Below are 15,247 nucleotides of genomic sequence, written 5' to 3'. Positions count from 1 at the left end.
GTTAGCTCCCTAATACAACTACGATTGCAGTGATTGCAATATTTAAAAGTGCCAAAGGAATTAACACTTTCCATCCAAACATTTGTAATTGGTCATATCTAACTCTTAAAACTGTCCATCTCACCCAAATATACACAAATGCAATTAAAAAGAATTTGATTAAAAATGTTCCTACTTGAATTACAGCAGTTGCTATATTAACTCCATTTGAACCAAGTCCTGTTACTAAGAATACAGCTAGTAATCCTACAATTGCTAAACATAATCCCCAAAAAGCAATAGTTAAGATTTTAGTCTCTTTTTCTCTTAATTGATCTCCATTACCCTTTGTTTTATTGTTTTTCTTCATCCACTTTGTAAAAATGAAAATTTTAATTGGTAATAAAATCATAATTGCAATAATCACATAGTTCATATTACTTTGTATTGCTTGAGTATCTAACCAAGGAATATGATAACCACCAAAAAACAAAGTAACAATAATTGCACTTGAAGCACTCATAGCTGCATATTCTCCAACTTGGAAAAGTCCAAATTTCATTGCTGAGTATTCTGTATGATAACCTGCAACAATTTCAGATTCACCTTCAGCAATATCAAATGGAGCTCTATTTGTTTCTGCAAATGCACAGATTATAAATATAATAGCTGCTAGGGGTTGAATAAATATTCCCCACATAGGAATAACACCAAGATAAGTTCCTGTTTGAGCATTTACCATATCTGTTAAGTGAATTGAACCGTAAGAAATAATAACTGAAATAATTGATAATCCCATGGCTGCTTCATATGAAATTACTTGAGCACTCGCTCTAATAGAACCTAGTAGTCCATATTTATTAGCAGATGCATATCCACCTAAAATTATTCCATATACAGAAAGTCCAGCAAAGGCTAAAAACCACATGATTCCCAATTGACTGGGAATTGCTTGCATAATATGCTCTTTGCCATCAATTACTAATACATCAGCAAATGGAATAGTAGCAAATGATAAAAATGAACAAATGAATACAATTACTGGTGCAATTGTAAAAAAGAATCTATATTTGATATGTGAAGGAACAAAATCCTCTTTAAATACAAGTTTTAACATGTCTGCAAAACTTTGGATTAATCCTCCAAGTCTTAAAGGTCCTATATTACATCTATTAGGTCCAGTTCTATCTTGCATAAATCCAGAAACTCTTCTCTCCCACCAAACAAAAAGTGGAGTTAATCCAACTGCTAAAAGTGAAGCGATCGAAATATTTATAATTGTTATTATAATAGTTGAAGTACTCATAGAGCTCCTTTTTCAATCATAGATTGAATGTTCTCTATAATTGTAGTAACAGTTTCCATAGGTTCGTCTTTATTCATACCTGATATTACTTTTTGTTTTATTCCATCACAATTGATGTATGTCCCCGATTTTTCATAAAATGAAGCTATTGGAATGGCAATATTTGAGTATGAAATAGTTAGGCAATTATGTGAAAACATTGATATTACTTTTTTGTTTTTCAATAACTCTTTTTGATTTTCAAAAATAGAGTTATCAATAATTACAACTAAGTCTGAAGTATTTAAAGATGAATCAAAATACTCTTTTGACTCATCAATCAGTAACTCTTTAAAAGAGGCTCTATTTGCTGTTTTATCAGATTTTTTTAGATAATCATCAGCAAAATTTTCATCATAAGTATTTGGAGAATATCCAGAAATAGAAGCATCTAAACTTTTTGCTAAGTTTTTAATATTTTGCATCTCTTCATAAGAAAGATTTGCACTTAATACAAATAAAATGTTTTTATTAGTTGATAGTTCTTTAAATAGAGTCGCTATTGCGTTATTTAAATTTGTTTCACTACTATTTAAAATGGCAGTCTTAAATCTATTGTCTTCTTCTTGTGTATAAGAAAGTCTTCCTTCATCACACATAAACCAACCATTTACAGATCTATTTACTTTTGGTCTAAATCTAAAAATTTGATCATCTTTATATTTTTCTTTTCTATGGTCAACATGGATATTACACCCTTTTGAACAACCATTACATATTGCATCAAATGTTTCTAAAAACCAAACTCTTTGTTTAAATCTAAAATCTTTAGAAGTTAATGCCCCAACAGGACAAATATCAACAACATTCATGGCATATGGATTTGAAAGTGGCTTCCCTGGAAAAATATCAATGTAAGAGTGATCACTTCTAGTAATTACACCTAATTCACCTGTTTTTGTAATATCTTTACAAAATCTAACACATCTTGTACAAAGTACACATCTTTCTTGGTCTAACATAACATTAGATCCAATATCTACTCTTTTTCTATGAGTAACCTTATCATCTGTATTTACTCTAGATTCATAAAAACCTGATTCCATATAGTAATCTTGCAATTTACATTCACCTGCTTGATCACAAGTTGGACAGTCAATAGGGTGATTTATAAGCTCTAATTCTAAAATATCTCTTCTTACTTTTTCGATATTTTCACCTTTAGTTCTTACAACCATCCCATCTTTTATTGGAGTATCACAGGCTATTTGTGGTCTTTTTTGACCTTCTATTTCAACCATACACATACGGCAGTTACCATCTTTACCTAAGGCTTGATGGTAACAAAAATGAGGAATATGAATATTTTCATCTAAAAGTTTGTCAATAAGCAAGCTACCTTTGGTAGCTTGCATTTGCATTCCGTTTACTGTGAACTCAATCATTTCACTCATTTTAACCCCTTAAATATGGTTTGTTTTTTATTAGTTACCTGTATATAATTGTCTAGGTCTAGCAATTTTATGTTTTGGATCTTGTTTTAACTCAGACCATTGTGCTAACCAACCTGGAGTTCTACCAATTACAAATAGTGGTGTGAACATTGCTACAGGAATTTTAAGTGCTGTTAAAATAACTCCTGAATAGAAGTCAATATTTGGATATAAACCTCTTTCTTTGAAGTAATCATCATTTAATGCTGCTTCTTCTACTGCTGCTGCTACATCTAATAATTTAGAATCAAGATTTAACTCTTCTCTTAGTTTATCTTGTAATCCTTTTAAAGTTTCAGCTCTAGGGTCTCTGTTTTTGTAAACTCTATGTCCGAATCCCATTAATCTAAATGGGTCATTTCTATCTTTAGCTTTAGCAATATATGTTGGTACGTTTTTAACATCACCAATCATTTGTAGTTGATCCATAACTTTTTCATTTGCTCCACCATGTGCTGATCCCCATAATGCTGAAATTCCTGATGCTATAGATACATATGGGTGAGCTTCTGTTGAACCAACATTTCTAACAGTAGTAGTAGAAGCATTTTGCTCATGATCTGCATGTAGTGATAAAATTGCGTCTAATGCATCAACTTCAACTTGTTTGATTTCATCATTTAATCCATCACCTAAATATTTCATTCTTCCACCTGGATATGCTCTTAACATATATAAGAAGTTTTCTGTAAAATATCTGTTTACATCTGGGTAAATTAGTGGAGTACCAATAGAATTTCTATATGCCATTGCTGCAATTGTAGGCATCTTAGCTAAAATTCTTCTTCTCATCATTTTAAATTCATCTTCATTCTCTAAATTTAAGTGATCTTTATAGAATGCTGCTAAAGCCATAGTAGCTGCACCCATAGTTGCCATTGGGTGTGCACCATCTGGTAATGCATCAAATAATCTGATAATTCCTTCATTTAAGAATGATCTATGTCTAATTTCTAAGTCAAAGTTTTTTGAAGCTTCTGGTGTTGGTAATTTACCTCTCATTAGTAAGTAAGAAACATCTAAGAAAGAGTATTTACCAGCAAGTTCTGAAATATCATACCCTCTATATCTTAACTCTGAGTTTTCCCCATCAATAAATGTAATCTTAGATTCACAAGATGCAGTTGATGTATATCCTGGGTCATATGTAAACATTCCAGAGTCTTTATAAAATGATGAAATATCAACAACACTTGGTCCTCTAGTTCCATCTACAATATTATATTCATAAGTATTACCATTTCTGTTATCAGTAAACGTCATAGTATTTTTTGCCATATATTTTCTCCTGTATAAGTTTAATTAATTTTTAAAATATGATTCAAATTCATGTGGAAATTTTTTTACAATACTTTCAATAATATCTTTAACAGCTGGCGCAAATACACATATTGTTTTACCATTCATAGTATTTGTCACATCTAGTATTGTTTTTAAATCTTCACTTGAACCTAAACCTTTTAGAATTTTTTCTAAAATCGTATCAATCCATCCACAACCTTCTCTACAAGGTGTACATTGACCACACGATTCATGATGATAAAATTCTATTAAGTTTTTTGCTACATCAACCATTGATGTATCTTCATCAATTACAATCATTCCTCCCGTACCTAAAGTTGAACCAATATCCCACATCGATTCATAATCTAAAACTGCCTTTTCTACTTCATTAGCAGTTAAGATTGGACATGATGATCCACCTGGGATAATGGCTTTTAATTTTTTCCCTTTTATCATACCTCCACCAAGGATGTTTAGGAAATCAATCATTTTATTACCATAAGCCATTTCATATACACCTGGATTGTTAACAGGTCCTGAAATTGCAAATAGCATAGTTCCGGGAGATTTTTCTGTTCCGTATTTTGTATAACCCTGCGCACCATTTTCAACAATGTTCGGAACAGAAGCAATAGTTTCTACATTGTTGACAGTGGCAGGATTGTCAAAGAACCACTCACACTCTTTGCCATGAGGCTTAAGCCTTGGGTGTCCTCTTTTACCTTCAAGTGATTCTATAAGTGCTGATTTTTCACCACAAATATAAGCACCAGCTCCTCTATGAACTGTAATATCAAGCTTAAAGTCATATCCCATAACTTTATCACCAATAATTCCAGCTTCATATGCTTCATTAATTGCATCTTGTACTCTATCAGAGAAGAATTCATATTCACCTCTAATGTAAATATAGGCATGATTTGCACTAATTGCATAACAAGAACAAATTATGCCTTCAATTAAAAGGTGTGGGTCGTATTGAAAAATTTGTCTATCTTTAAATGTACCTGGTTCACTTTCATCACCATTTACAATTAGATATCTTGGTCTTTCATCAACTGGAGGCATTAATTGCCATTTAGGACCACAAGGTGCTCCACCACCACCTTTTCCTCTGAGTCCAGATGCAACAACTTCAGCAGTTACATCATCTGGACTCATAGAAAAAAGTTTTTGAATTGAAGAGTATCTTCCATTTGCTTTTGCAACTTCAAGTTTATGAGAATCAGGGATATCAAAATTTTTACTAACAATTTTTGTAATCATTTTTTACACTCCTTCAAAAGCTCATCAACTTTTTCTTTTGTTAATTTTTCATGATATTTACCATTTAAAGCTATCATAGGAGCTCCACCACAAGCACCCATACACTCAACTTCACTTAAGTGAAATAATCCATCTTCACTAGTTTGACCAGGTTCTATTCCTATTTTATCTTTAATGTATTGTTTTATATCTTTACTTCCACATAGCATACAAGATAGTGTTTTACATAATTCAATGTGATATTTACCAATTGGTTTTAGATTAAACATTGTATAAAACGTTGCTACACCATAAACTTCTACTGGAGTTTTCCCTAGTTTATCAGCAATGTAACTCATAGCTTCAGGACTAACCCATCCCTCTTGTTTTTGAGCTAACCAAAGTGCAGGTAACATACAAGAATCAATTTTTGGATATCTTGATACATATTCTTGAAATTTTACTTCATTTTCAGGTGTATATTTAAATTCAGCCATTATCTATCAAACTCCCCTGCAATAAAGTTCATGCTAGCCATTGTAACAACAGCATCTGCAAGCATACCACCTTCAACTATTTTTGAATAAGCCGCTAGTGAATAAAAACAAGGTGGTCTACATTTTACTTTATAAGGTTTTCCCTCACCATCGCTTACAATAAAAAATCCAAGTTCTCCATTAGCTGCTTCAGTTGAACCATAATATTCACCTTTTGGTACTTTAATACCTTCAAATGTTAATTTAAATTGATTCATTAAACCTTCAATATTTCCATAAACATCTTTTTTATCAGGCAAGAAGATTCCTTGGTGATCTACATTTAAAGGCCCACCTGGCAACTCTTTCATGGCTTGTCTAATAATTCTAATTGATTGTTTCATCTCTTCAAATCTACACATCATTCTGTCATAAACATCCCCATGACTTCCAATAATTACATCAAAATCAAAATTTTCATATCCATAATAAGGCTTATCTTTTCTTAAATCATGAGCAACTCCTGCTGCTCTTAAATTAGGTCCAGAAATACCATTTGCTAGAGCAAATTCAGGTTTTATAACACCTACATCTTGTGTTCTATCATGAAAGATTTTATTATGTGCAATCAGTGATAAAGCATCATCAATAGCAGTTTCAACATCTTTAAGTACCTCTTCTAAATCTCCATCAAAACCATCATATAAATCAAACTCTAAACCACCAATTCTAGTATATGTGTTTGTTAGTCTAGCTCCAGTTAGTTTTGATAATAAATCATATGCTTTATCCCTTGGAGCAAATAGGTACCAAAAGTTTGTTAGACCACCTAAATCAACCATATTAGCCGCATTACAAACAAGGTGGTCAATGATTCTACTTAATTCACCAATAACAACTCTAATCATCTTAGCTCGTGGTGTAATATCAATATTTAACATCTCTTCAATTGCTTTTGAAAAACCAATATTATTTAAAATTGCACTACAATAGTTCAATCTATCAGTGTAAGGAATTATTTGTGAATAAGTATGTGTTTCACAAGATTTTTCAAAACCTCTATGTAAATATCCAATTTCAGTTACACAAGTAGTAATTGTTTCACCTTCCATAGCTACAAAATTTCTAATAGTACCATGACTAGCTGGGTGAGAAGGCCCTATATTTAAAAGCATTAAGTCGTTTATTTCTTCTTCACTATAACCTTTAGCTTTTAGTTTTGGTAGCATCTCATCCATTAAATCTTCAGTTTCTGTACAGATTTGACCTTTTGTAACTGGGTAATCTTTTCTTAAAGGATGACCAATAAACTGATGATGATTTAAAACTCTTTTTAAATTTGGATGACCAAGGAACTTAATTCCATATTGATCATATGTCTCTCTTTCAGCCCAATTTGCTGATTCATATAAATCATGAATAGAATCAATACTTAAAGTATTGTCATCAACATATGTTTTTATCGTTTTTTGATTTTTAAATGTTGAATCTCTTAAAATATAAACTACTGCAAATCTTGATGGTGTAACATCTGGATATTTTAGATAATCAATTGCTGTTATATCTAAAAGTATTGTGAAGTTTTCTTCATTTTTCAGTTTTGAAATAGTCGATTTTATATCTTTTGAATCAATTAACATGTCACATTTAAGCATCTAAGAATCCTTTGTATTCTTTAACTCTATCTTTTATGATTGATTCATTCTTAGCTTTATCTTGAATTCTCATAATTGCATCTAAAACAGCTTCTGGTCTTGGTGGACAACCTGCAATATATTCATCAACCGGAATAATTTCATCAATTCCTTGAACTGTTGTATAGTTGTCATAAAACCCACCAGAACATGCACATGCTCCCATTGAGATAACCCATTTGGGTTCACACATTTGCTCATAGATCTTCTTTAAAATAGGAGCTTGCTTATATGAAATTGTTCCAGCTACTATTAGTAAATCTGCTTGTCTAGGTGAGAATCTTACAACTTCTGCACCAAATCTTGATAAATCATATTTAGCCCCAGCTACACTCATAAACTCAATACCACAACAAGCAGTACCAAATGCCATTGGCCACAAAGAGTATGATCTACCCCAGTTAACTGCATGGTCTAGTTTAGTAGTAACAATAGAATCACCAAGTTTAGATTCAACTCCTAATCCCATGATAAAGCCTTTTTCTTATAAATATAAATTAAACCAGCAAACAATAAGCCAACAAAAATAAACATTTTAACTAAGCCTAGCATTCCCAATTCTACAACATTTACTGCCCAAGGAAACATAAAGACTACTTCAACATCAAAAAGTAAAAATGAGATTGCAACTAAATAAAACTTTACAGAGAATCTGATGTTAGTATTTCCAACAGGATTAGAAACACCACTTTCATACACACTGTTTTTTAGCTGTGCTTCTTCATTTTTAGGTCCTACAAATTTTGTTAAAACAAAAACTGCAGATAAAATGAAACCTATAAGAACAAAAATAACTGAAGCTAAAACAAGTTGTGTAGACATTTTTAATCCTGTTTATTAATTTCTTATTATGATTGTACACTAATTTTTTTATCTTATAAAAGAAAAAATCTAATTAAGGATTTATTCTTTGTTCAGTGAGAAAAATAGTAATACTTTGCTACCCCTTTGCTATTTAAACTCTTTTAGCATCTGATTTAAAGCGATTTCAAGGGCATTTTGATTTACAGCTACATTTAATCTAAAGTGGTTGTTCCCATTGCTACCAAAGGAAACACCATCATTTAAGGCTACTTTTGCTTTGGTTAACAGCTTATTTTTTATCTCATTATGAGATAAATTAGTATTTTTAAAATCTAGCCAAAGAAGATATGTAGCTTCTGGAATATAAAATTTAATTTTAGAATTATTTTTTTCTAAATAATTTTTTGCAAATTCTATATTCAATTTTAAATATTCATTTAATTGCTTAACAAAGTTAGCTCCATTCTCATATGCTGCTTGAGTTGCTATTAGCCCAAAAAAATTGACTGAATTAATCTCTCTTTTTATAGCTTCTTTTTTAAATTTGCCTAAAATTGATAAGTTTTTACTAATTGCATATGATGTGTTAAGCCCTGCGATATTAAATGTCTTTCCTGCACTATTTAATGTTAAAGTTTGATTTGCAATTTCTTCATTAATTGATGCTATAGGAGTAAACTTTTTAAATGTAATATCTGAATGTATTTCATCCGCAATTATAATTATATTGTTATCAATACAAATTTGAGCTAGCTGTTTTAGTTCTTCTTTATTCCATACTCTTCCAACTGGATTATGAGGAGAACAAAGAGCTAGAATTTTAGTCTTATTAGTAATTTTAGATTTTAAATCTTCAAAATCCATCGAATAGTAACCGTTATCATTTTTTAATTCATTAACTACAACTTTTCTATTATTTTGTGTTACACATTTATACAATGGAGGGTAAATAGGTGTTTGAACGATTACTTCATCTCCTATGTCACTAAAAGCTTCAATACAAGCACTATAAGAAGGAACTACTCCATTTGTCATAAAGATTTCTTCTTTATTTATTTCCCAATTATGTTGATTTTTTTGCCAAGAAACAATTGAGTTTAATAGCTCATCACTAACTATACTATATCCATAAATTGAATTATTGGCTGCTTTTATGATTGCATCATTAATAAATGAAGGCGTTTTAAAATCCATATCTGCAACCCAAAGTGGGTTTAAATCTTCATATCCAAAATATTTATCTAAGCCATCCCATTTTGCACAATTTGTATTTTTTCTGTCAACTTTTTCTTCAAAATTATATTCATTATTATCAATCATATTAAAAATCCCTATTATAAACTATATTTTATTGATAAAATGATATAAGATTTATACTTAATTAAGTCAGATTTTTTATTTGAGGTTTATATGAAAGAAGCAATTGAATTATTAAAAAAGAACAATTTACTAAAAGTTATTGATGATGAATTAGATATTTATTTAGAAATACCTCACATAGCATATATTGAAGTAAAGAAACCAGATTCTAAAGCAATTTTATTTACAAATGTTGTAGATAAGAAAAATGAAAAGAAATTTGATATACCAGTTTTAATGAATGTATTTTGTAATGAAAAAGCAGTAAAATTATTTATTGGTGATGGGGATAAAATTGGAAGTGAGATTGAAAGCTTACTAAAAATGAAACCACCAACTACATTTAGTGAAAAACTATCAACATTTGGAAAGTTATTTGCTTTAAAAAATACAATTCCAAAGAAACTAAAAGGAAAAGGTGAGTGTCAACAAGTAATAAAACTTGGAAATGATGCAAAACTATCTGATTTACCAGTACTTACTACTTGGGAACAAGATGGAGGTCCTTTTATTACTATGGGACAAGTTTATACAACTAGTCTAAATGGTGAAATGAAAAACTTAGGAATGTATAGATTACAAGTATATGATGATAATACACTTGGAATGCATTGGCAAATTCATAAAGATTCAAATCATTTTTTCCATGAGTATAAAAAAGCAGGTAAAAAAATGCCTGTTTCTATTGGAATAGGAGGAGATCCTATGTATATTTGGTGTGGGCAAGCACCATTACCTATTGGTATTTTTGAACTTATGCTTTATGGTTTTGTAAAAAATAAAAATGCTCAACTTGTAAAATCAATTACAAATGATATTTATGTACCTAAAGATAATGATTTTATTATTGAAGGATTTGTAGATGCAAGTAAATTAAGAATAGAAGGTCCATTTGGTGATCATACTGGATATTATACATTAGAAGAAGAGTATCCTTTTATGGAAGTTACAGCAATTACACACAAAAAAGAGCCAACTTATTTAGCGACAGTTGTTGGAAAACCACCACTAGAAGATAAATATATGGGGCATGCGACAGAGAGAATTTTCTTACCATTACTTAAAACAACAGCACCTGATTTAATTGATTATTATATGCCAGAAAATGGGGTTTTTCATAACTTAATTTTAGCAAAAATTAAAACTTTATACCCAGGACATGCTTCTCAGATGATGCATGCGTTTTGGGGAGTAGGGCAAATGAGTTTTGTAAAACATGCAATTTTTGTAAATGAAGATGCACCTGATTTAACAGACCATGATGCAATAGTTAGACATATTTTAAATAGAATTGATATTGATGAAATTTTAATTACAAGGGGTGTTGTTGATGCTCTTGACCACAGTTCACCAAAATTTGCAGTAGGTGGAAAACTTGGACTTGACTGTACAGGAAATGAAATTGAAGAGTTAGGAATTACACTTTTAGAAGATGATGAATTACTATTTAAGATGCAATCAATAACAAATGAAATAAAAAATTTAAAACAATACTATAAAGATACAAAAAATCCAGTTACTGTAATTACAGTTGATAAAACAAGAAGCCAAAAGCATTTATTTGAAGATTTGAAACCATTATATGAAAACTTGAAGATTTTAGTAATTGTTGATGAGGCAAATCAAAATGATGTTGAAAATCCTTATATGCTAGTTTGGAGAGTTGTAAATAATATTGATTCAAACAGAGATGTTTACATTGATTCAAATACAATTTGTTTAGATGGAACAAACAAAAACTCTTATGACAACTTCAAAAGAAGATGGCCTGATGATGTTGATTGTTCTATGGAAGTAATTGAGGATTTAAGAGTTAGAGGTATTTTAGATATTGATGATGAATTTATTAAACAATGGCAATTATAAGAGAAACTTTTCTCTTATTTTGCAATAATTTTTAAATCATTTAAATCAATATCTAAATAATAAGTTTCATTCTCACAAAAATCTTCTACATTTTCAACTATAATTTTAAATGTTTTTTCACAATTATAATCTACGAAATCAACTAATAATTCATAATACTCACCACAAAAAGATGAATCTAATACTTTTAATTCAAAATTATTTATAGATTTAGTGATTTTACATTTATGAATTTCAATAACTGCAACTTTATCTTCATTGATATCAATATTTTGTTTTTTTATCAATTCATTAGGAATAAGATTTAATTCTGATAAAAAATTTGCTACATAGTAGTTTTGTGGGTTGTTATATATATTAAGTGTTGTGTCAAATTGAAGTAGTTGCTTATTATGGATTATTCCAATCTTATCTGAAATACTAAGGGCTTCTTTTTTATCATGGGTTACTAAAATTGCACTAAGATTTAAGTCTTTGATTAAAGCTTTTAACCACATTTTTGTTTTATATCTAAGTTGAGAGTCAAGGTTTGCAAATGGCTCATCAAGTAGTAAAATTTTGGGATTATTAGCCATAGCTCTAGCTATTGCAACACGCTGTTGTTGTCCACCTGAAAGTTGGTGAGTTGATTTTTTTCTATGTGATGCAATATCAAATTGCTCTAATAGTTTTGTAACTCTTTTTTCTTTTTCTTTTTTAGGCATTTTATCTAAAGCAAAAGCAATATTTTCCTCGACATTTAAATGAGGGAATAGGGCATAATCTTGGAAAATATATCCAACTTCTCTATCTTTTTTAAATACCTCTTTTGAAGATACACAGACATTTCCAATACAAATGTTTCCTTCATGTTCCCTTTGTAATCCTGCAATTGATCTTAAAATAGTAGTTTTCCCACAACCACTTTGTCCTAGTAAAGTTACTATTTCACCTTCATTTACATCAAAATTTATATCTTCTAAAATTTTTGTCTTATCAAATGATATACCAAAACTATTTACACTTACCATTTTAAGCCTTTTTCATATTTCTTGTTAATAAAATCACAGAGATTATACCAATAATTACAATACACATTGAAGGAACAGCAGATTCAATAGTTTGAGCTTGTTCATTTAATTCAAATGCTCTAATTGCCAAAGTGTTATAATCAAATGGCCTTAAAACCATTGTTAAAGGTAACTCTTTAACTACTTCAATAAAAATTATTATAAAAGAAGCAAAGGCAGAGTTTTTTATTAAAGGGAATATAACCTTTCTAAAAGTTTTAAATTGCCCAATTCCAGATATTTGTGCTGCATCATCATAACTTTGGGGTATTCTATTAAATCCTGCTTCAAAATTATTAATTGAAATTGCAATAAATCTAACTAAATATCCAAAAACAACTGCAAGAGCTGTTCCTGAAACTAAAAAACTTGTATCAAAAAGTTTCAACATATACTCATTTAATATTCCAAAAAAAGAAAGAATACCAACTGCAACTACTGCCCCTGGTATAGAGTAACCTAGTTTTGTTATTTGTACAAGTGATGATGATGTTTTATCTTTATTAATTCTAAAATTATAAACAACTAATAACGCAATTGATGTAATAACAGTTGCAGAAATTACTCCAAGTTGTATAGTTCTAAAAAATAGTTCAATAAAATCTTCATCAATAACAGTTTTATAAGAATCAATAAACCAAAAAATTAACTGAACAAATGGCATTAAAAAACCAAAAAATAGAGGAATAAAACAAATTACTACAGCTAAAACATTTTGATAACCACTTAATTTGATTTTAGTAATTGGTCTAAAATCTTTACCACTACTTTTATATACCTTATTTCTTCTTTGGAACCTTTCAAGTAAAATCAGAATAAAAATGAAAGTCATTAAAATACTTGCTAGCTTTGAAGCGTCTTCAATACTTCCCATTCCTTCCCAAAGTCTAAAGATTCCAGTTACAAAGGTATTTACTCCAAAATAATCCATAACACCAAAGTCAGATACTGCTTCCATTACTGCAAGTGTACTTCCTGCGATAATTGCTGGTCTTGAAATAGGTAGGATTACTTTTTTTAGTATTTGCCATGTATTTAAATTAAATGTTTTAGCTGCCTCTATAATTGATGATGATTCAAAACTAAGATAAGTTCTACAAACTAAGTAAACATAAGGGTATAAAACTAGAGACATTACTATTACAGCGCCTTCAATTGATTGTATATCCCAAAATGGAACTTCACTTATATTTTTATCCATCAATCCTAGAAAATATCCAGTTACATTTCCAGATATTCCAAACATACCATTATATATAAATGCCATAATATAAGTAGGAATTGCAAAGGGCAATATTAAAGCATAATCAAATATTTTTGAGAAACTAAATTCGTATAATGATATTAAATAAGCAGTAGTGAATCCAAGTAAGGTTGTTAGAAGTCCTACACCAATCATTATATATAGTGTATTGTAAATATAGTCTAGTAGAACAGTATTTTTAATATGTTCCCAGTTTTCAGTATTTCCAATAAATAGAAATAAAAATATAGTAACCATAGGTATTGAAATTAGTAGTGTTAAAACAGCACTACTTAATTTCAAACCTTTTAATTTAATTGTCAATAACTACTTCCATCCTGCAATGTCTAAAGCTTTAACTGCATTAGCATTATTTGCTCCAAGGTCATTAATTGTTAAATTATCATCCTCTAATACTCCCCATGAAGCAACTAATTCAGATATTTCTGAACCTTTAACTACTGGGTACTCATAATTACCTTTTGCAAAAATTTCTTGAGCCTCTTTAGATGTTAAAAACTCTATAAACTTAATTGCATTTTCTTTATTTTTAGCATATTTTGCTACACCTGCTGCACTTACATTTACATGTGTTGCACCATTTTTAAATTTAGGGAATATTACTTTTAATTTACTTACAGTCTCTTTATCTGATGCACTTCCTACTGCAAGTTTTCCTAAATAATAAGTATTTAGTATTGAAATACTTCCTAAGCCAGCAGCTACACCTCTTGCTTGGTCTCTATCACTTCCTTTAGGCTCTCTTGCCATATTTGATACAACACCTTCTGCCCATTTTGTTGCATATTCAACTCCATGGTGAGCAATCATAGCAGCCATTAGTGATTGATTATATACATTACTTGAAGATCTAACCATTATTTGACCTTTGTATTTTGGGTCAGCTAATTCTTCATATGTATATTCTTTATTTTCAAAACCACTACCTTCTCTAACAGCAATAATTCTTGCTCTTTTTGTAATTGCAAACCATTGATTATCTTTGTCTCTAAGAGTCGATGGAATTCTTTGTGTTAAAATTTTTGAATCAATTGGCTGAAAAAGTTTATTTTCTGTTGCTCTTTGTATTCTTGCTGCATCTACAGTTATAAATACATCTGCAGGTGAATTTTTACCCTCTGTTTGTAATCTTTTGATTAAAGCATCATCTTTAGCTTGAATTACTTTTACTTTGATTCCAGTATTTTTTTCAAATGCTTTGAAAAGTTGCTTATCTGTATCATAATGTCTACTTGAATAAACATTAACTTGTTCTGCTGCAATTAATGAACTTGCAAAAACGATTGCACTAAGTGCTAATTTTTTTATCATTATCTAGCCTTTATTTTATATTGATAATTGTTATTGAAATTATATTCTTTATATTCTTTAATTAATCTTAATAGTAAGAATGATTATCATAAAAGAATATAAAAATTCATTTAATCAAAAAAAATAAAATTATTGATA

General features: G+C 29.8%; 13 protein-coding genes. 1 reads left to right on the top strand and 12 read right to left on the bottom strand.

The genetic code is table 11. From position 1 onward, the window contains the following. Position 1 precedes the first annotated feature (1 nt). The 9 genes from APAC_RS10995 to APAC_RS10955 all read right to left on the bottom strand — a co-directional run bounded on the left by APAC_RS10995 (position 2) and on the right by APAC_RS10955 (position 9,580). Positions 2-1,285, bottom strand: a complete 1,284-nt coding sequence (locus tag APAC_RS10995) for a complex I subunit 1/NuoH family protein (protein WP_130234145.1) — start codon at positions 1,283-1,285, stop codon at positions 2-4. After that, positions 1,282-2,718 (bottom strand): NADH-quinone oxidoreductase subunit G, encoded by a 1,437-nt coding sequence (locus APAC_RS10990; RefSeq protein WP_130234144.1) that lies wholly within the window; start codon positions 2,716-2,718, stop codon positions 1,282-1,284. Before APAC_RS10990 ends, APAC_RS10995 begins: the two co-directional genes overlap by 4 nt. A 30-nt stretch (positions 2,719-2,748) precedes the next feature. Next, positions 2,749-4,035 carry a citrate synthase gene (locus APAC_RS10985; RefSeq protein WP_130234143.1) on the bottom strand — a complete coding sequence of 429 codons (1,287 nt, stop codon included), beginning with the start codon at positions 4,033-4,035 and terminating at the stop codon, positions 2,749-2,751. A 24-nt stretch (positions 4,036-4,059) separates the two neighbouring features. Then, entirely contained in the window at positions 4,060-5,307 is a 1,248-nt protein-coding gene (nuoF, locus tag APAC_RS10980) for an NADH-quinone oxidoreductase subunit NuoF (RefSeq protein WP_130234142.1), read from the bottom strand. After that, positions 5,304-5,783: an NADH-quinone oxidoreductase subunit NuoE family protein gene (locus APAC_RS10975; RefSeq protein WP_130234141.1), complete on the bottom strand. Its 480-nt coding sequence runs from the start codon at positions 5,781-5,783 to the stop codon at positions 5,304-5,306. Before APAC_RS10975 ends, nuoF begins: the two co-directional genes overlap by 4 nt. Then, positions 5,783-7,417 carry an NADH-quinone oxidoreductase subunit D gene (locus tag APAC_RS10970; protein WP_130234140.1) on the bottom strand — a complete coding sequence of 545 codons (1,635 nt, stop codon included), beginning with the start codon at positions 7,415-7,417 and terminating at the stop codon, positions 5,783-5,785. Before APAC_RS10970 ends, APAC_RS10975 begins: the two co-directional genes overlap by 1 nt. Next, positions 7,410-7,925: an NADH-quinone oxidoreductase subunit B gene (locus tag APAC_RS10965; protein ID WP_130234139.1), complete on the bottom strand. Its 516-nt coding sequence runs from the start codon at positions 7,923-7,925 to the stop codon at positions 7,410-7,412. The genes APAC_RS10970 and APAC_RS10965 overlap by 8 nt, the downstream gene beginning before the upstream one ends. Beyond that, positions 7,916-8,278 (bottom strand): NADH-quinone oxidoreductase subunit A, encoded by a 363-nt coding sequence (locus tag APAC_RS10960; RefSeq protein ID WP_130234138.1) that lies wholly within the window; start codon positions 8,276-8,278, stop codon positions 7,916-7,918. The genes APAC_RS10965 and APAC_RS10960 overlap by 10 nt, the downstream gene beginning before the upstream one ends. A gap of 129 nt (positions 8,279-8,407) precedes the next feature. Then, positions 8,408-9,580, bottom strand: a complete 1,173-nt coding sequence (locus tag APAC_RS10955; RefSeq protein ID WP_130234137.1) for a MalY/PatB family protein — start codon at positions 9,578-9,580, stop codon at positions 8,408-8,410. 90 nt (positions 9,581-9,670) lie between these two features. Between APAC_RS10955 and APAC_RS10950 the strand changes: the two genes are divergently transcribed. After that, the gene (locus tag APAC_RS10950) at positions 9,671-11,485 is read left to right on the top strand and encodes a menaquinone biosynthesis decarboxylase (RefSeq protein ID WP_130234136.1); all 1,815 of its coding nucleotides are present in this window, start codon (positions 9,671-9,673) and stop codon (positions 11,483-11,485) included. Between the two features lie 14 nt (positions 11,486-11,499). On the opposite strand, the gene APAC_RS10945 is transcribed toward APAC_RS10950, so the two are convergent. Genes APAC_RS10945 through APAC_RS10935 form a run of 3 tightly spaced genes read right to left on the bottom strand, consistent with a single transcriptional unit; the run spans position 11,500 to position 15,109 of the window. Further along, positions 11,500-12,495 (bottom strand): ABC transporter ATP-binding protein, encoded by a 996-nt coding sequence (locus APAC_RS10945; protein ID WP_130234135.1) that lies wholly within the window; start codon positions 12,493-12,495, stop codon positions 11,500-11,502. 1 nt (position 12,496) lies between these two features. Further along, a complete protein-coding gene (locus APAC_RS10940; protein WP_130234134.1) occupies positions 12,497-14,101 on the bottom strand; it encodes an ABC transporter permease in 1,605 nt (534 codons plus the stop codon). Between the two features lie 3 nt (positions 14,102-14,104). Continuing rightward, positions 14,105-15,109, bottom strand: a complete 1,005-nt coding sequence (locus tag APAC_RS10935; protein ID WP_130234133.1) for a Fe(3+) ABC transporter substrate-binding protein — start codon at positions 15,107-15,109, stop codon at positions 14,105-14,107. Positions 15,110-15,247 lie beyond the last annotated feature (138 nt).

The sequence above is a fragment of the Malaciobacter pacificus genome (assembly GCF_004214795.1).
Lineage (GTDB): Bacteria > Campylobacterota > Campylobacteria > Campylobacterales > Arcobacteraceae > Malaciobacter_A > Malaciobacter_A pacificus.
Note: the sequence above shows the minus strand (reverse complement) of the source record. Positions and strands in the feature narration are given on the sequence as shown.